General features: G+C 67.3%; 11 protein-coding genes. 5 read left to right on the top strand and 6 right to left on the bottom strand.

What is annotated here, in order from left to right:
• The first annotated feature begins 293 nt into the window (after positions 1-293).
• Both ABD210_RS15135 and ABD210_RS15130 read left to right on the top strand, forming a co-directional pair.
• Positions 294-1,742, top strand: a complete 1,449-nt coding sequence (locus ABD210_RS15135) for a pre-peptidase C-terminal domain-containing protein (RefSeq protein ID WP_344111976.1) — start codon at positions 294-296, stop codon at positions 1,740-1,742.
• A gap of 167 nt (positions 1,743-1,909) precedes the next feature.
• A complete protein-coding gene (locus ABD210_RS15130) occupies positions 1,910-3,343 on the top strand; it encodes a pre-peptidase C-terminal domain-containing protein (RefSeq protein WP_344111975.1) in 1,434 nt (477 codons plus the stop codon).
• Positions 3,344-3,589: 246 nt separating this feature from the next.
• Here ABD210_RS15130 and ABD210_RS15125 read toward each other — a convergent pair whose 3' ends face one another.
• The 5 genes from ABD210_RS15125 to ABD210_RS15105 all read right to left on the bottom strand — a co-directional run bounded on the left by ABD210_RS15125 (position 3,590) and on the right by ABD210_RS15105 (position 8,059).
• Positions 3,590-5,128, bottom strand: coding sequence for a hypothetical protein (locus ABD210_RS15125; RefSeq protein WP_344111974.1), 1,539 nt, complete (start codon positions 5,126-5,128; stop codon positions 3,590-3,592).
• Positions 5,125-5,289: a hypothetical protein gene (locus ABD210_RS15120; protein WP_344111973.1), complete on the bottom strand. Its 165-nt coding sequence runs from the start codon at positions 5,287-5,289 to the stop codon at positions 5,125-5,127. Before ABD210_RS15120 ends, ABD210_RS15125 begins: the two co-directional genes overlap by 4 nt.
• Before the next feature lie 87 nt (positions 5,290-5,376).
• The gene (locus ABD210_RS15115) at positions 5,377-6,228 is read right to left on the bottom strand and encodes a DUF72 domain-containing protein (protein WP_344111972.1); all 852 of its coding nucleotides are present in this window, start codon (positions 6,226-6,228) and stop codon (positions 5,377-5,379) included.
• Between the two features lie 154 nt (positions 6,229-6,382).
• Positions 6,383-7,462 carry an inositol-3-phosphate synthase gene (locus ABD210_RS15110; protein ID WP_344111971.1) on the bottom strand — a complete coding sequence of 360 codons (1,080 nt, stop codon included), beginning with the start codon at positions 7,460-7,462 and terminating at the stop codon, positions 6,383-6,385.
• Positions 7,463-7,471: 9 nt separating this feature from the next.
• The gene (locus tag ABD210_RS15105; RefSeq protein ID WP_344111969.1) at positions 7,472-8,059 is read right to left on the bottom strand and encodes a PadR family transcriptional regulator; all 588 of its coding nucleotides are present in this window, start codon (positions 8,057-8,059) and stop codon (positions 7,472-7,474) included.
• A 211-nt stretch (positions 8,060-8,270) separates the two neighbouring features.
• Here ABD210_RS15105 and ABD210_RS15100 point away from each other — a divergent pair, with 211 nt between their 5' ends.
• The 3 genes from ABD210_RS15100 (at position 8,271) to ABD210_RS15090 (ending at position 13,483) form a co-directional block, all read left to right on the top strand.
• Positions 8,271-9,761, top strand: coding sequence for a short-chain fatty acid transporter (locus tag ABD210_RS15100; protein WP_344111968.1), 1,491 nt, complete (start codon positions 8,271-8,273; stop codon positions 9,759-9,761).
• A 201-nt stretch (positions 9,762-9,962) separates the two neighbouring features.
• Positions 9,963-12,185, top strand: a complete 2,223-nt coding sequence (locus ABD210_RS15095; protein ID WP_344111966.1) for a transglycosylase domain-containing protein — start codon at positions 9,963-9,965, stop codon at positions 12,183-12,185.
• 167 nt (positions 12,186-12,352) lie between these two features.
• Positions 12,353-13,483 (top strand): mannosyltransferase family protein, encoded by a 1,131-nt coding sequence (locus ABD210_RS15090; RefSeq protein ID WP_344111965.1) that lies wholly within the window; start codon positions 12,353-12,355, stop codon positions 13,481-13,483.
• Positions 13,484-13,728: 245 nt separating this feature from the next.
• Here the strand turns inward: ABD210_RS15090 and ABD210_RS15085 are convergent, their stop codons facing one another.
• Complete coding sequence (locus tag ABD210_RS15085; protein WP_344111964.1) at positions 13,729-17,739, bottom strand: GH92 family glycosyl hydrolase; 4,011 nt, start codon at positions 17,737-17,739, stop codon at positions 13,729-13,731.
• Positions 17,740-17,932: the final 193 nt, after the last annotated feature.

Genomic DNA, 17,932 nt, shown 5'->3' with positions numbered 1-17,932 from the left:
CGCCTTCGATCTGGCGTCGGTCGGTCGCGGCGGGATTCGACATTTCGATCAATGTGTCCTGGGTCACACGCTGGCGCCGCGCTGCAAGGGGGCCGGCCGGGCGTGGAAGGTGGCCGCGGAAGGTAAATTCCGCGGGAAAATGTATACAGCGGGGCAACCGGTGGGGCACTCTACGCAGAGTGCGCGCATGCGCACCAGAAGTGAGGCAAGCGCCCCGGTCAGCGATGTTGCACGCCCCATCGCCCCCGCAGTACCGCCGACGGGACGCCAGGAGTCCCTGAGGAGGACCCCAGATGCAGAGCAGGTTCCGCCGAACCGGTGCGCTCGTCGGCACCGGTGCAGTTCTGTTCGGAGCGCTGGCCGTCGTGGCCGGCAACCAGGCAGACGCCCAACAGGGTCCGTCCCCGGCCCCGCTGGACCAGCTGCTTGGTCAGCCGATCCAAGGTAAGGCCGCGCTGGGCAAGCTCCAGCCGCGACTCGCCGAACTGGCTGAGCGGAACGGAATCGCGGAGCAGCAGCTGCAGCGGATCCTGGCCACCGACAAGACCAGCTGGCTCGACAAGGACGGCAAGCTGTTCTACCGCGAGCCGGTCGCCACCGCGAAGGAGAGGTCGGCTGGTGCCGCAGTTGCCCCGAAGGTGTCCAAGCAGGCTGCCTCCGCCGCGGTCGGCCCGGCCTTCGAGTTGCACAGCAAACCCGGCTCGAACCGGGTGATCTACCTGGACTTCGACGGTCACACGATCTCCGGGACGGCGTGGAACACGAACGGCAAGCCGGCAACGGTCAACATCACCGCGTACGACACCGACGGCAACACCAGCAACTGGAGCACGGCCGAGCAGGACGTCGTGCGGGACGTGTGGGCCCGGGTGGCCGAGGACTACGCGCCGTTCGACGTCGACGTGACCACGCAGGCGCCGGCGGAGTCGGCGATCACTCGCTCGAACTCGTCCGACCAGCAGTACGGCACACGCGTCGTGATCGACCCGACCACCTGGTACCAGTCCGGCTGCAGCTGCGGTGGCGTCGCGTATGTCGGGGTGTACGACAACACCAGCCAGCACTCGTACTACCAGCCCGCGCTGGTCTTCACGAAGGGCGTCGGCACCGGTGCGAAGAACATCGCGGAGGCGGCGTCGCACGAGGCCGGCCACAACGTCGGACTGAGCCACGACGGCACCTCGTCGGTCGGCTACTACTCAGGCCACGGCGCCTGGGCACCGATCATGGGCGTCGGCTACTCCAAGGCGATCAGCCAGTGGAGCAAGGGCGAGTACACCGATGCCAACAACAAGGAAGACGATTTCGCGGTCGTCGGCCAGAACGGCCTCGCCCTGCGCGCCGACGACCACGGCAACGGGACGACCGACGCCACTGCTATCACCCTCGGAGCAACCACCAGCGGTGTCTACGCGAGCGACTCGGACGTGGACACCTTCCGGATCGACCTTTCGGCCGGCACGTTCACCTTCGCTGCCAACTCGGCAGCCAGCGGCGCAGACCTGGACATCAAGCTCCAGTTGCTGAACTCGGCCGGCTCCGTCGTCGCCACAGCCGACCCAGCCGCCGGACAGTCGAACTCCGCTACGCCTACCGGTCTGAGCGCGAGCCTGCAACAGCAGGTCGCGGCCGGACGGTACTACCTCCGGGTGGAGAACACGGGCTACGGCAGCCCGCTCAACACCGGCTACTCGACGTACGGCAGCCGCGGCGCGTACACCGTGCGCGTCACTGCCGGCTAGTAGGTCTGCCGGGACCAGCCGCGGGGTCGCGGCTCCGGATTGGCGGTTCGCGGTTCGCGGTTCGCACAGAGTTTGCCCGGGTCACTGCCGGTTCTGGTAGGGGCAGTGGCTCGGGTCGCGGGGGAAACAACAGTGAGGTTGGGGGGAATCCTTGAGGAGGATTCCAGATGCAAAGCAAGTTCCGCCGTACCTGTGCACTCGCGTGTGCCGGCGCCGTCGTGATCGGAGCGCTGGCGGTTGCCGCCGGCACCCAGGCCGACGCTCGACAGCCACCGATCGATCAGTTGCTCGGCCAGCCCACCCAGGGTCAGGCAGCGCTGTCGAAGGTTCAGTCCCGACTGACAGAAGTTGCCCAGCGCAACGGCCTGTCCGAACAGAAGTTGCGCGACACGCTCGCCACGGACAAGACCAGCTGGCTCGACGCGAACGGCCGGCTGTTCTTCCGTGAGCCAGGGCTGACCGAGACTCAGAAAGCGCCGGAGGTCTCGCCGCGCTGGGCCACCGATGCCGTTACCGCCGCCGACGGTCCCGCCTTCGAGTTGCACAGCAAGCCGGGCTCGAACCGGGTGATCTACCTCGACTTCGACGGGCACAGGATCACCGGCACCGCATGGAACGCGAGCAAGGGGATCGACCCGGTCAACGTCTCGCCGTACGACACGGACGGGAACCCGGCGACGTTCAGCACCGCCGAGCAGGACGTTGTTCACGAAGTGTGGGCGCGGGTCGCGGAGGACTACGCCGCCTTCGATGTCGACGTCACCACTCAGCAGCCGTCCCAGGACGCGATCAACCGGACGAATGCGAGCGACCAGCAGTACGGCACCCGCGTGCTGATCGACCCCGACACCTGGTACCAATCCGGGTGCGGCTGCGGCGGTGTCGCCTACATCGGCGTCTACGACAACTCCGGTCAGCACGACTACTATCAGCCGGCGCTGGTGTTCACCCGCGGCGTCGGCACCGGCGCGAAGAACCTGGCCGAGGCCGCATCCCACGAGGCCGGCCACAACGTCGGCCTCGGTCACGACGGCACCGCTTCCGTCGGGTACTACGAGGGTCACGGTTCCTGGGCGCCGATCATGGGCGTCGGCTACTACCGCGGGATCAGCCAATGGAGCAAGGGCGAGTACTCCGGCGCGAACAACACCGAGGACGACTACAGCGTCATCGGCACGCACGGCCTGGCACTGCGCGCCGACGAGGTCGGTGACACCACTGGCGCCGCCGCCACCCTCGCCGTCAGCGCAACCGCCTCGGGTGTGATCGCCGCCGAGTCGGATGTGGACGTCTACCGCGTCGATGTCGGTGCTGCAGGCAACTACACCGCAACGGCCAACGCTGCCGCGCTCGGCGGCAACCTCGACATCAAGCTGGACCTGCTCAACAGCGCAGGTGCAGTCGTCACCTCCGCAGACCCCGCCTCCGGACAGAGCGACGCCGGCACCCCAACCGGCCTGGGCGCGAGCGTCAGCACCACCCTGCAGCCCGGCACCTACTACCTGCGCGTCGACAACGTCGGCTATGGCAACCCCCTCAACACCGGCTACTCCACCTACGGCAGCCGCGGCGTCTACACCCTCGCCATCAACCCCACCTGAGCCCCTGCGGTTGGTCATCCACTGGCGGGTTGACCAACCGCAGGCCCGAACTGGCCCGGCCCACCAACCGCAGCCGCTGCGGCTGGTGGGTCTGCTCGTTGATGGTGCTGAATCGGCAAACCGGGCACGTTTGCCCCGCCGTGGAGGTGGTGCAGAGTGGACGGGATTGGAGCCGCGGAGTCCCGCCTGGGGGCTGGCTGGTCGCATTTGACGTTCGGGTTCCGTACGGCCAGGGCCAGCCGTAGGTCAACGGAGCGTTCGCCCGTCCGCGTGGTCGGCGGCTCGCTGGGCTGACTGTTGAACCCGTGACCGCGCCGAAACGTCAAGCCGATTCGTAGCAGCCGACGGGTCCGGCGGGGCGACTCCTGACAACGCCTGGTGAGCGGCCGCCCTCGTCGCCGCCTCCGCTGAGCCAGCGAGACTCGCCGCATCATGTGCGGGCGCAGTCGCAGGGCAATCAGCCGGTGTCGCATGCGCACGAGCTGGAGCAGTCGCGGGAGCATGAGCTGATGCTGATGCTGATGCTGATGCTGATGCTGATGCTGATGGTGTGAGGGGCGCGGCCGGCGGACTTGAAGAGGCGGCCGGTGTGGTGGCGCCTGCGGATGGTGTGGCGAGGGAGCCGGGTGGTGCGGCCAGTGAGTCGGCCGGAGTAGTGACGCCCGCGGATGGTGTGGCGAGGGAGCCGGGTGGTGCGGCCGACGGAGTAGAGGCGGACGGCGTGGTGGCGCCGGCGGGTGGTGTGGCGAGGGAGCCGGGTGGTGCGGCCGGTGTGATGAGGGCGGCGGCGGGTGGTGTGGCGAGCGAGTTCGGTGCTGTCGTGAGGGACGGGGACTGTGGGGCGAGGGTTGGTGGGGACTGGGTGGCGTGGGCTTGGAGGTCGAGGGAGGAGTTGGATTGGAAGGAGGCTTCTGCGGCGATGATTTCGCGGGTGAGTAGTTTCACCGTTCGGTCGCCGATGGCCCTTGAGTGGGTCGCGGCGAATTCTCTGGAGAGGCCTTGGAAGTGGGCGAGGCTGGAGAAGGATTCGCGCAGGGTTGTCTCGAGGCGGAGACGCACTGCTTGTTCGCGGTCGGGCGGCACGAGCTCCGGGAGGCGGCTCGACTTGTAGGCCAGGTCGACGACGAGGTTCCACTGTCCTTCGGCGGTTTGCCGGTTGAGGGCGTTCAGCACCTCGCCCGGCGGCAGTCCTGCGCGCCGGTCGAGGTCGGTGGTCAGCACGCGCACGGCGGGCGCGAACGCTTGGTAGGAGGGCTCGCTCCGCACCCCAGAGATGCCGGGAGCAGCCTCGTGAATGCCGAGCCGGTCCAGATAGGCATCCAGGTGGTCCTGGGCCCACAGCTCCGCCACACCCTCTTCCAGCGCGCGTCCACCAGGCTTCTTGAAGGCGATTCGTGCAGCCTCCTGAGTGCTCCCCGCTGGTCCCAGGAAGTGCGATTGTTCATGGAGCACCGTGACGAGTGCGTCGCGATACCGAACCAGCGCTGCGTCGGACTGCGGCTCACCCGCCCGGCTGTACATCTCGCGCAGCGGCTCGAGGATGCACTCGCGGTCCAGGTGGAGGGTCCCGTCCCAGTGCGCCACACCGAGGATCCCCTCGCCCGCCTCGATCACCTGGCCGCTCCAGGCGGTCTCGCCCGCGCCGCTGAGCTGCACGGCCGCCCGCGCATGGCCTTCCAGGAACTCTGCGAGCGAGCTAGGCGGATGCCCCGTCGCGCCGGCCCCGGCGTACCGGGCGGAGTTGAGTTGGTGGAGGGCGGCCTGCACCTCGTCGGTGGTGGTCATCCGCGGAGGGCTGTCGCCAGGCGGACGAGGGAGTCCGCTGATCGGCGCAGGTCGGTCTGATCTGTTGGATCGGCGGAGTCAGCCGCGCGTCGCCGTAGCTCGGCGATCAGCCATTCGGCGTGGACGCGCTGCTCGCTCGGCTGAGGGTTCTCGTGGTCCATCGGTGTCCTCCCGTGAGTGGTTGCTCAGCGGAGAACATATGGAGATCGAGCCTCGGTTCAGGCGCGGATTTCCCGCCTGTGGATAAGTCAGAAGAGAGTGGGTGGCTGCGCCGGCAGAGGCTCGGGGAGCGGCTCGAGCTCGGGCAACCGGGCGTGAACGTCCGCATGGAAGCGGCGAGCGAGCGTCAGCGCCTCGACGTTGTCGGGGGTGTGGAGAAAGACGGTGGGCGAGCGACCTTCCTGCAGCCAGTCGACGACCGCGGCCACCAGGTAGTCCCAGCCGTTGATCGTGAGTTCCACATCATCCCGCCCGATGTAGCGGACGATCGGATACTTGGTGAGCGCGTGTGACCGGCGGAGCACCCGCGGCTTCTTCATCCACGCGTCGCGTTCGGCGTAGCTGGTCGCAGGGCGATCGAAGAGAGTCACGGTGTCGAAGGGAATCCACTCGGCCTCGACGCGGCCGAGGACCTGTTCGAGCAGGCGGGCGGACCGCTCCTCGGAGAAGAACGCGGGATGGCGAACCTCGACGGCGTACCGGTGTGCGCGAGGCAGCCGCTGCAGGAAGGCGGCCAACGTGCCGAGGTCGGTTGATGCGAACGAGCCCGGCAGTTGGATCCAGAACGCGTGGTTCCGCGGGCCGAGCGGCTCCATCGCCGTCAGGAACGTCCGGAGTTCGTCGTCGACGCCGGTGAGACGGCGTTCGTGGCTGATCGTCCGCGGCAGCTTGACCACGAGCCGGAAGTCCGGATCGGTCTGCGCGGCCCAGGTCTCGACGGTGCTTCGCGCAGGCGTCGCGTAGAAGGTCGTGTTGCCCTCGACCGCATTGCACCAACTCGCGTACGCGCGCAGTCGTCCCGCGGGTGGCAGCGGGTGGGGGAGGAGCGAGCCGTTCCAAGGCGCGTGGGTCCACATCGCGCAGCCCACGTGAAGTCGCACGGAGGAAATTTAGCGCGAGCTGAGCAGGTCGGCGAGGTGCCGGCAGCCTTGGTACGCGGGCAGGAGACCCAGCGCCCCCGCAGCCGGGTGTCCGGCTGCGGGGACCAGCAGATCAGCGCGAGCAGATCAGCGCCGGGGGATCAGCGCGAGCAGATCAGCGCTCGACCTCGCCCTTGATGAACTTCTCCACCAGGTCGCGGCAGACGTCGTCGGCGTACTGCTCCGGCGGCGACTTCATGAAGTACGACGAAGCCGACAGGATCGGGCCGCCGATGCCGCGGTCCTTGGCGATCTTCACCGCGCGGATCGCGTCGATGATGATGCCGGCCGAGTTCGGCGAGTCCCAGACCTCGAGCTTGTACTCCAGCGACAGCGGCACGTCGCCGAAGTTGCGGCCCTCGAGCCGGATGAAGGCCCACTTGCGGTCGTCCAGCCAGGCCACGTAGTCCGACGGGCCGATGTGCACGTTGCGCGGGTCGATGTCGTTGACCAACTGCGAGGTGACGGACTGGGTCTTGCTGATCTTCTTGGACTCCAGCCGGTCGCGCTCCAGCATGTTCTTGAAGTCCATGTTGCCGCCGACATTCAGCTGGTAGGTCCGGTCGACGGTGACGCCGCGGTCCTCGAACAGCTTGGCCAGCACCCGGTGCGTGATGGTGGCGCCGATCTGCGACTTGATGTCGTCGCCGACGATCGGCACGCCCGCCTCGGTGAACTTGTCGGCCCACTCCTTGGTGCCGGCGATGAAGACGGGCAGCGCGTTGACGAAGGCGACCTTCGCGTCGATCGCGCACTGGGCGTAGAACTTCGCGGCCTGCTCGGAGCCGACCGGCAGGTAGCAGACCAGGACGTCGACGCGAGCCTCGCGCAGCGCGGCGACGATGTCGACCGGCGCGGCGTCGGACTCGGTGATGGTCTCGCGGTAGTACTTGCCGAGGCCGTCCAGGGTGTGGCCGCGCTGCACGGTGACACCGCTCGGCGGCACGTCGCAGATCTTGATCGTGTTGTTCTCGCTGGCGCCGATCGCGTCGGCGAGGTCGAGGCCGACCTTCTTGCCGTCCACGTCGAACGCGGCGACGAACTCGACGTCGCGGACGTGGTAGTCGCCGAACTGGACATGCATCAGGCCGGGGACGCGCTCTTCGGGCTTCGCGTCGCGGTAGTAGTGCACGCCCTGGACGAGCGAGCTGGCGCAGTTGCCGACACCGACGATCGCTACGCGGATCGAAGTCATCTGAACTCCTTAATTGGGGGGTGGTACAGGCGGGTGAAGCTCTTCAGGGGGCCGCTGCTGGCGTCGCTCGCCGTCGATCAGCTCGCTCAGCCAGCGGACCTCGCGCTCGGCCGACTCCAGGCCGTGCCGTTGCAGCTCGAGGGTGTACGCGTCAACCCGCTCCGCGGTCCGGGTCATCGCGGCCCGGAAGTTGGCCAGCCGTTCCTCCATCCGGGCCCGTCGGCCCTCGAGGATGCGCAACCTGGTCGCCGGCTCGGTGCGGCCGAAGAACGAGAACCGGACGCCGAACGTGTCGTCCTCCCACGCCGACGGGCCGGCGTCGTGCATCGCGCTCGCGAAGTGGTCCTTGCCGTCGGCCGTGATCGTGTAGACGATCCGTTTTCTACCGCTGTCTCCGCCTCGTTGTTCGCCGGCGTCGGCGGAGATCAGACCGGTGCGGAGCATCGCCTTCAGACACGGGTAGAGCGATCCGAACGACAACACGCGTCCCCAGCCGAACTGGGCGTTGACGCGCTTGCGGAGCTCGTAACCGTGCATCGGCGCTTCATGCAGCAGGCCGAGTACGGCGAGTTCCAGGACGCCACTGCGGTTTCCCATGACCCACCTCCCCGACCTAGTTTGTCATGACGTGATGTATCGACTCGATACATCGTGGCGCCACTGTAAGCACGACAATCCTCGCTGGCAACTCCTGACAAAGTCGACCTTTGTCAGCTTCGCCGCGCCGTGCCGCCGTGAAACCTGTTACGGCAGGCGCCGATCTGCGTTAATCAGCTGACACAAAGTCGTGGCGCGGGAGCGGAGGGTCATGGCTGACAGCCACGGAAAGCACGTGAAGCACGGCCTGGTCGAGGACGAGGGGCCGCTGGCCCGCACGGCCCTTCGGTTCACCGCCTTCACCGAGAAGTGGTTGCCCGACGCCTTCGGGTTCGTCCTGGTCGGCACCTTCGTGGTGCTCGTGTTCGGCCTCGTCACCGGCGAGCCGTTGCTGAAACGACCGGACAATCCGGCCGCGACCAAGGGCTACGGCCTGATCGACGCCTGGGGCCTCGGTTTCTGGAGCCTGATCACCTTCACGTTGCAGATGGCGATGATCATCATCGGCGGGTACGCCGTGGCGACCAGCGGCCCGGTGGCTCGTCTGATCACACGGCTGGCGCGGATCCCCAAGTCCCCGAGGACCGCGGTCGCGTTCGTGGCGGCCGTCGCGATGCTGGCGTCGTACCTGAACTGGGCGTTCAGCCTCATCTTCGCCGCGATCCTGGCCCGCGAGGTCGCCCGCAACGTGCCGAAGGCTGACTACCGGGCGCTCGGGGCGATGGCGTTCCTGGGACTCGGCACGGTCTGGGCGCAGGGCCTGTCCGGCTCGGCAGCTCTTCAGGTGGCCAGCGCGAGCAGCAGCCCGGCACCGGTCCAGGAGGTGATCCGTGCCGGCGGTCACGCCAGCGGGCTGATCCCGCTCAGCGACACCATTTTCACCTGGCAGGCGATCGTCGCCACTCTTTTCGTGTACTGCGTGGGCGTGGGCATGGCGTGGTTCGTCGCGCCCGGCGAGGACAACTCCAGAACCGCCGAGCACCTCGGGATCGAGTTGAAGCCGCTGATCGGCCGAGGTTCGGCGTACAACGGGCAGCGGGACAACGGTGAGGCCAGAAGGCCGGGTGACTGGCTGGAGCACTCGCCGCTGTTCAGCCTGCTGGTGGTCGCGCTCGGTGCGGTCTACCTGGTCCGCTACTTCGAGGGCAAGAGCTTCTTCAACGCGCTCGACCTCAACACGGTGAACCTGATCCTGTTCCTGCTGGCGATGCTGCTGCACTGGCGGCCGTGGCGGATGGCCCGGGCAGTGCGGGACGGCGCACCGGCGGCGGCCGGAGTACTGCTGCAGTTCCCGCTGTACGGCGGAATCTTCGGGATGATCGCCTACACCGGGGTGTCCGCCCGGCTGGCCGGATGGTTGGTGCAGGCAAGCAACCAGTTCTTCTTCCCGCCCCTGGTGGCGATCTACTCCTGCATCCTCGGGGTTTTCGTGCCGAGCGGCGGTAGCAAGTGGGTGATCGAGGCGCCGTATGTGCTGCAGGCCGCCAACGAGCTGAAGGTGGATGCGGGCTGGATGGTGGTGGTGTACGACCTCGGTGAGGCCAGTGCCAACCTGCTGCAGCCGTTCTGGATGCTGCCGACGCTGGCCATCCTCGGACTGAAGGCGCGCGACATCATGGGCTACACGTTCACGATGTTCCTGGCCTGCTTCCCGGCGGCCCTGATCGCTGTGACGCTGCTCGCACCGCACGTCACCGGCTGACCTGCGGTAGCGGACGGCAACCGATTTCCAACGTTGCAAGTTAGTTTGCCGAAGCAACTTCCGGGCAGTCTGTCCGAGGTGTGGTGACCATCGGAGCCAGTGGCCGGTGCGAGCGCTACGATCCTGACGGATTCGGGCCGTTACCACATCCGCCGTACTCTGGGTCGCAATGACTTCAGCGAGATCGTCGAGGATTGCACAGTGAGTGAAGGTCGTAGGAAAGCCGCCCCCGCCCGTGCCCGCCGCAAGAAACACTGGGCGCTTCGGGTCCTCGGCTGGCTGCTGGCGCTCTTCTTCCTGGGCGTGATCGGGGCCGCTGCGACATTCTTCATCGGGTACCAGACGACGCAGATCCCGGACACGAACAAGGCCTTCGCCACCAACACCACCACGGTGTACTACTCGGACGGCAAGACCGTCCTCGGCACCTTCTTCGAGCAGAACCGCCGCTCGGTGCCGTTGGCGCAGATCCCGAAGACGGTCCAGGACGCGGTGATCGCAGCCGAGGACCGGACCTTCTGGACCAACCCGGGCATCTCGCCGTCCGGTATGGCCCGGGCCGCGTTCAACATCGCCCGCGGTCAGCAGTTGCAGGGTGGCTCGACGATCACCCAGCAGTACGTGAAGATCATGTACCTGACCCAGGAACGCAACTTTTCGCGGAAGTTCTCGGAGCTGTTCATCGCGACCAAGCTGAGCCGCCAGCAGGACAAGAAGCAGATCCTCGAGGGTTACCTCAACACCATCTACTTCGGCGACGGGGCCTATGGCGTCGCCGCGGCCGGTGACGCCTATTTCAGCGTTCCGGATCCGAAGAACCTCAGCGTTCCGCAGGCCGCGTTCCTGGCCACCGTGCTGAACAACCCGAGCCGGTTCGATCCGGACGACAAGTCCCCGGCCGCCCAGAAGCTCATCCTGGACCGGTATCGGTATGTGCTGGACGGGATGCGGTTGAGCGGCACGATCACCGACGCCCAGTTCGCGCAGTACAGCAAGGCCCTCCCGAAGTTCGTCAAGAAGCCCAAGAGCAACCGGTACAAGGGCCCGCAGGGGTTCCTGTTGGACATGGCTCGCAAGGAGCTCCAGCGGCTCGGTGTCCCCGACGACAAGATCAGCGGCGGTGGGCTGAAGGTCACCACCACCTTCGACAAGAACCTCCAGAGCGACATCGTCGCGGCTGCCTCCAAGCGCCCCAAGAAGAAGGGCGATCTGCACCTCGGGCTGGCGTCGGTGCGGCCCGGCACCGGCGAACTGGTCGCGATGTACGGCGGTCCCGACTACCTGCAGAACCAGTTGAACTGGGCGACGTTGAAGGCCCGGCCGGGGTCTTCGTTCAAGCCGTTCGCGGTGGCGGCCGCGCTGGATGACGGCTTCGACATCTACCAGAACCTCCAGGGCGACAGCCCGATCCTGATCCAAGGCCTGAAGTTGCGCAACGAGTTCAACACCGACTACGGCAACGTCAGCCTGATGAAGGCCACCCAGGAGTCCATCAACACCGCCTTCTACGACCTGGTCGACAACCAGATGGACAACGGTCCGGACAAGCTCGTCAACGCCGCCGAGGCGGCCGGCATCCCGAAGACGGCTGCCCTCGAGCGCGGCCGGAACAACCCGTCGACGGTGCTCGGGCCGGACCCGTATGCCTCGCCGGTGGACATGGCCAACGCCTACGCGACGTTCGCCGCGAACGGCAAGTACGTCCCGGTCCACACGATCAAGAAGGTCATCTACCCGGGCAACGTCAACTACTGGTCTGACACGACCAAGCTGAAGCCCGTGCAGAAGATCCCCGAACAGACCGCGGCGATGGTCAACTTCGCGCTGCAGAACGTGGTCGAGAAGGGAACCGGCACGCTGGCCCGCGACCTCAACCGGCCGGTGGCCGGCAAGACCGGTACCGCCGGCGGTGTCGCGGTCGAGCACCGCGCGGCCAACGCCAAGTGCAACGGGTGCAAGGACGGCTCGGACACGCTGACGTCGTGGTGGACCGGCTACACGCCCGACCTGTCGACCTCGGTCCTCTATCGCGCTGGTAAAACGGGCGAGTCGGATCTGGACCCCTTCAGCAAGGACAAGGCGTTCTTCGGCGGCAACTGGCCGGTGCAGACCTGGCTGGCGTTCATGCAGCCCGCGCTGGACGGCAAGAACAAGGCGGACTTCCAGGCGCCGGACTCGAAGAGCCTGGAGAACTCGCCGACGCCCACGCCGACCCCGACGCCGTCGGACACGTCCACTCCCACGCCGACCCCGACTCCGACCCCGTCTGACACGCCGTCGCCGTCGGACACGCCGACTCCGACGCCGACGAAGACCAAGACCCGGCCGCCAGGCTGGCCCACCATTCCGACCGGGGGACCGCCCGCCTCACCGACCCCCGGCAACGGGGGCCAGGGCAACGGTGGTGGCGGCGGCCGTCAGTAGGCCCCGGATTCGACAGGGACTGTGGTCGGTGGGGCACCATGGTGAGGTGATCTCCACGTCGCGGCCGGGTTCGTCGGCGCACGTCTGTGCGCAGAAGCGTGCCGTGGCAGGTGTTTGAGCGGACGGCTGGGGAGCCGCGGCCCCGGCGGGCCAGAAGAGCTCGTGACGTGGCCGGTCTCCAGCGCTTCCGGCTGGACCCGACCGCCAGGGAGACACTCGGCTGGTGGTTGGTCACACGGATCGGGATCTTCGTGCTCTCGGTGTCCGCGCCGCTGCTGTTCAACCGCGGTACCACGTACCCGAACGTCTGGCGCGCCTGGCTCCAATGGGACGTCTGGCACTTCCAGGCGATCGCGCAGTACGGCTACGACAACGGCGAACCCTCAGGCGCGCCGCTGGCCGCCTTCTTCCCGGGGTTGCCCGTCCTGATGCGCGTAGCCAGTTGGACCGGGATCGGCTACGTTGCCGGCGGCATCCTGGTCTCGCTGATCGCCAGTGCCGTCGCAGGGGTCTACCTCGCCCGGCTCGCGCAGTACGAGTTTCCACAGCTCGCGAACCTCGGGCCGAAGGCGGCGCTGATCTGGTTCGCGGCTCCGGTCGGGGTCTTCCTCGCCGCGCCGTACACGGAAGCCCTTTTCTGCGCCTTCGCGTTCCCGGGCTGGCTGGCCGCGCGCCAGGGCCGGTGGGCACGGGCGGCGATCTTCGTCGCGCTCGCGTCGACCGTGCGGGTGTCCGGGATCTTCCTGCTGTTCGCGCTGGTGGTCGAGTTCGTGACCTCGAAGAAGCGCGACTGGCTGTCGCTTCCGTGGCTACTCCTGCCGACTGTCCCGGTGCTCGGGTTCATGGCCTACCTGAAGCACATCCACGGGTCCTGGTTCGCCTGGCAGCAGGCGCAGGAGAAGGGCTGGGCCCGCGAGTTCACCTGGCCGTGGACCTCGATCGTGCACACCGTCCAGGCCGCGAGCACGGGCCACTTCCCGGGTGAGCGCAGCGACTGGACCTGGATGTTCCGCGCCGAGCTGGTCACGCTGTTCATCGGGCTGGCGCTGCTGGTCTGGCTGCTCTGGCGCCGATCGTGGGGTGAAGCCGCCTGGGTGGCAGCCACGGTCGGCGCATTCGTCACCTCGTTCTGGGTCTACTCGCTGACCCGCGCCACGCTGCTGTGGTGGCCCCTGTGGATCGGTCTCGCTGTGCTGGTCGAGAGAAGACCGTGGCTGGGCCGGCTCTACCTGGCCGTCGCCATTCCTCTGGCCGCGATCTGGGCCGCCGCCTTCTTCACAGGCCGCTGGACCGGTTGAGCGGTCGCCCGTCGGTTTGTCCGCGATATGGATTGTTTTGCGATAAGGCAACCTCTGAGAAGGCTCGGGCGTCAGTACGGTGAAGGGGTGGCAGACCGGGCGGGGTCGCCACCCCTCCATTTCTTTCGCGCCACCGGGGACCTGCGTCCGGCGGAACCTCTCAGGGGCAGGTTCCGCCGGAAGTTCTTTGACCCGCACACAACCGCGGCGGCCGCCTCGAACCTGAGGTGGCCGCCGCGCTGCTGTCAGCCGAAGTTGCGGTCGATCGACTGGGACGGAGTCGGGCTCGGCTTTGTCTCGGCCACCCGCTTGTCACTCGGGTGGACACCCGCCTCGACGCCCTTCAGCGTGCCGAGCAGTTCGAGCTCGGACAGCGTCACCCCGTCGGCCCCCGCCGCCGGAGTCATCACCAGCCTGTACTGCGTGTACGCCTTGGGCGCGGCGACACTGAACGACCTGGTGTACGCCGGGAACGCCCAGGTCTCGCCGGACCGCTTGTCGACCGTCGCCCAGGTGGTCCCGTCGTTCGAACCCTCCAGCACCCACGCCGAGGGCGCAGTACCGGTGTTTCCGCTGGTCAGGCTGTACATCGCCACCGGCCGACCCTGCTGTAGCTGAACCGTCACGGTCGGGGTCGCGCCAGTCAGGGTGACCTGGGCCCGGGAGTTGTTGTCGGTCAGAGCGGAGACGGCGACACCACCAGCGGCGGTGACAGCGCCTTCGTCCTCGGTGGAGTCGCGCCACGTCATCGGGTCCTCGCCCGGCTTCGTGATCGACGGCGGCGCGTCGTTGCGGGCGCTACCCCAGCTCGACGGCTTGTCGGTCATGTCGAACTCGATCTTGCCGCCGTTCGCGATCAGCTCATGCGGCAACGCGGTCGAGGTCCACTTCTTGCCGTTGACCTTGACGCCCTTGACGTAGAGGTTCTTCGCGCTGTTCTTCGGGGCGCTGACCACCAGCTTCTTGCCGCCCGGCAGGTTCACCGTCGCCTTGGTGAACAGCGGGGCGCCGATCGCGTACGACGGGGAGCCCACCTGCAGCGGGTAGAACCCGAGCATGCTGAACAGGTACCACGCGGACATCTCGCCGTTGTCCTCGTCGCCCGGGTAGCCCTGGCCGATCTCCGATCCCAGGTAGAGCCGGTTGAGGACCTCCCGGACCTTCTCCTGGGTCTTCGACGGCTGCCCGGCGAAGTCGTACATGTAGGCGATGTGGTGCGACGGCTGGTTGCTGTGCCCGTACTGGCCCATCCGGACGTCGCGCGCTTCCAGCATCTCGTGGATGGTGCCGCCGTAGCCGCCCGTGTGAGTGGCGTCCTCCGGCGTGCTGAAGAACTCGTCGAGCTTCTTCGCCAGGCCGTCGCGACCGCCGTACAGAGCGGCCAGGCCGGCGCCGTCCTGCGGGGCGGAGAACGCCATGTTCCATGCGTTCGTCTCGGTGTAGTCGTTACCCCAGTCGCGCGGGTCGAAGGTGCCCTGAGGGCCACCGGAGTTGCCCCAGACGCCGTCCTCATCTTTGCCCTGGAAGAAGTTCAGCGTCGGGTCGAACAGCGTGACGTAGTTCCGCGCCCGGTTCAGGTAGTACTTGTAGTTGTCCAGGTACTCCTGCTTGCGCGGGTCGTTCTTCTTCGCCTGGTCGTAGAGCGCCTTCGACATGTTCGCGATGCCGAAGTCGTTGATGTAGCCGTCCATCGACCAGCTGAAGCCCTCACTGGTGGTGTTGGCCGTGTAGCCGTTGAAGACGGAGCGGTCGAGTCCCTTGCGCCCGACGTTGTCCGTCGGCGGGCGAACCGCCGCGTTCTTCAGCGCAGCATCGTAGATGGACTGCACGTCGTCCTCTGTAAAGCCCTTGATCCCCTTGAGGTAGGCGTCGGCGAAGGCCACGTCCGAGCTGGTGCCGACCATCAGGTTGGCGTAGCCGGGCGAGGACCAGCGGGAGATCCAGCCGCCGTCCTTGTACTGCTGGACGAATCCGTTCACCAGTGCGGCGGCGTCGTCCTGCGAGAACAGGGAGTACGCCGGCCACACGGTCCGGTAGGTGTCCCAGAACCCGTTGTTCACGTAGGTCTGGCCGGACATGACCTTGGAGCCCGTGGTGGTCGGGGTGTCCACGCCGACCTTCGGGGAGACCGGCGACGCGTAGGTGATCACCGGCTTCTTCGCAGTACCGGTGTTCTCCGAGCCACTGTTCGGGTAGAGGAACAGCCGGTACAGGTTCGAGTAGAGCGTGGTCAGCTGGTCCGCGGTCGCACCTTCGACCTTGATTGTGCGGAGCTTGGCGTCCCAAGCGGCCTGGGCGGCGTCCTTCACCTTGTCGAACTTGCTGCCGGCCGCGAGCTCCAGCTCCAGGTTCTTCTTGGCCTGGGCGGTGCCGAGCAGCGAGGTCGCGATCCGGAGCTGGACCTGCTTCACGTTCGCGTCGAACATGAAGTAGCCGCCGACGTTGGAGCCGCCACCGTTGGCCAGCTTGCCGCTGGCGAGCACCTTCTGGTCGACCACGCCGTACACGAAGAGCCGTCCGGCTCCGGTGGACAGGCCGCTCTTCACGTCGCTGTAGCCGGTGACCACGCCGGTCACCGGGTCGAGCGTCAGGCCGCCGAGGTTGTTCACGTTGTCGAAGATCAGCGAGGCCTTGCCCGCCGGGAACGAGAACCGCAGCATCGCCGCGTGGTCGGTCGGGGCCAGCTCGACCGCGTTGCCGTTGTCGAACGTGACGCCGTAGTAGTACGGCCGGGCGATCTCGTTGTCGTGACTGAACGGCCAGGCCCGGGCCTCGCGGTCCGCGGTCGGGGTGTCCGCTGTCGACGGCATCACCTGGAAGGTCTGCCGGTCACCCATCCACGGGCTCGGCTCATGGCTGATCGAGAACGCCTGGATCTCCGGCTTGTTGTCCGCGTTGTTGCCCTTGGCGTAGTCGTACAGCCAGGAGGTCGACCCGGCGTTGGTCACCGGCGTCCAGAAGTTGAATCCGTGCGGTACGGCGGTCGCCGGGAAGTTGTTGCCGCGGGAGAAGCCACCGGTCGCGTTGGTGCCGCGAGTGGTCAGCGCCAGGTCGGACGGGTGCTTCTTCGCCGTCTTCTGGGCGGCGTCGTCGGGGTTCGTGGTCTTGCTGAGACGGATGTCGTCGATCCAGCCGCGGAAGTCTGCGGGACCCGACGGCTTGTCGTAGCCGACCAGGATCCGCGCGACCGTCTTGCCGGCGGCGACCTTGCCGAGGTCGGCCTCGATGTTGTTCCACTGGTTCGTGGACAGTCCCTTCGCGTCACCCTGACCGCGCGGGCTGAGCCGGAAGCCGTGATGGTCCTTGGCCTTCAGGTCGCTCAGGTAGGTGCCGTCGGTGAACGCGAGGTCCACGGCCGCGTAGGTGCTCGGGTAGCTCAGATCACCCTCGACGTGCTCGGGGAAGATCTTGTACGACAGCCGGGTGTCCTTGCTGACCTGCAGATCCACGTCGGCGATCTTGTTCCACGTGTAACCGCGGCCCTCGGCGGTCTGGTGCCCGGCGTACCGGAAGGACTTCACGCCGGTGAAGCCGGTGCGGGCGCGGGCGTTGTAGGCGCTGGTCGGGCCCGAGTCCAGCCGTGACTCGGCGACCTCGCCCGGAGGCGGCAGCGGAGCGCCGTTGGAGAGGTACCAGTCGGCCAGCTGCACGATGCCTTCGCCGTGGTTCTGCGTGATGTCCAGCTTGAAGAACTTGTACGCCGTGTCGTTGGCGAAGGTGTATTCCTTCGTCTGGAACCGGGTCTCGAAGTTCTCGTTGGTGCGGGTATCCAGCGTGGTCCAGGTGGTGCCGTCGTTGGAGCCGGACACCGTCCAGTTCTTCGGGTCCCGGCCGTCCGCGTCGTTCGCCGACGTCAGCGCGTACTTCCGGATCGTCACCGGCGCGGAGGTCTCGTAGGTCAGCCAGCCGGTCGGCTCGAACACCAGCCACTTGGTGAACTTGTCGCCGTCGGCTGCGTTCGTCGCGATCTCACCGCCCCCGGTGTTCTCGCCGTTGGCCTCGACCTTGGTGACCTTGTCCATCTCGCTGCCGCCGATCCCGGTCGGCGTCGGGCCCTGCACCCCGTCGGCGCGGGGTTTCCCGTCCGGGCCGGTCTCGACCACGTCGGTGTAGCCCGGCTGCGGTTGTCCCGGTTCGAAGGAGGTGAAGTAGGACGAGCCACCCGCAACCGCCTGCTCGGCGGCGGGCTGGGTCGCGGTGGCCTGAGTTGCGGTGGCCTGGGAGGCGGTGGGTGAAGAGGCGCTCGCTGACGTCATGGCAGACATTGTCACAACAAGCCCGAGAGACGTGACGAGCCCCAGAGGGCGGCGGAGATTCATCTACGCTCCTTGCACGGGAAGCCGGCGCACGACCGTCGGCCGTCCACCAGAGAGTTACGCGGCCCCGATGACAAGGTTGTCAGCCCGCGTCCGGGGCGATCCTGCCCACCACATCACGCCGCGTCAAGCC

This window comes from Kribbella alba (assembly GCF_039529635.1).
Lineage (GTDB): Bacteria > Actinomycetota > Actinomycetes > Propionibacteriales > Kribbellaceae > Kribbella > Kribbella alba.
The sequence above is the reverse complement of the archived record's forward strand: the minus strand, read 5'-3'. Positions and strand labels throughout refer to the sequence as shown.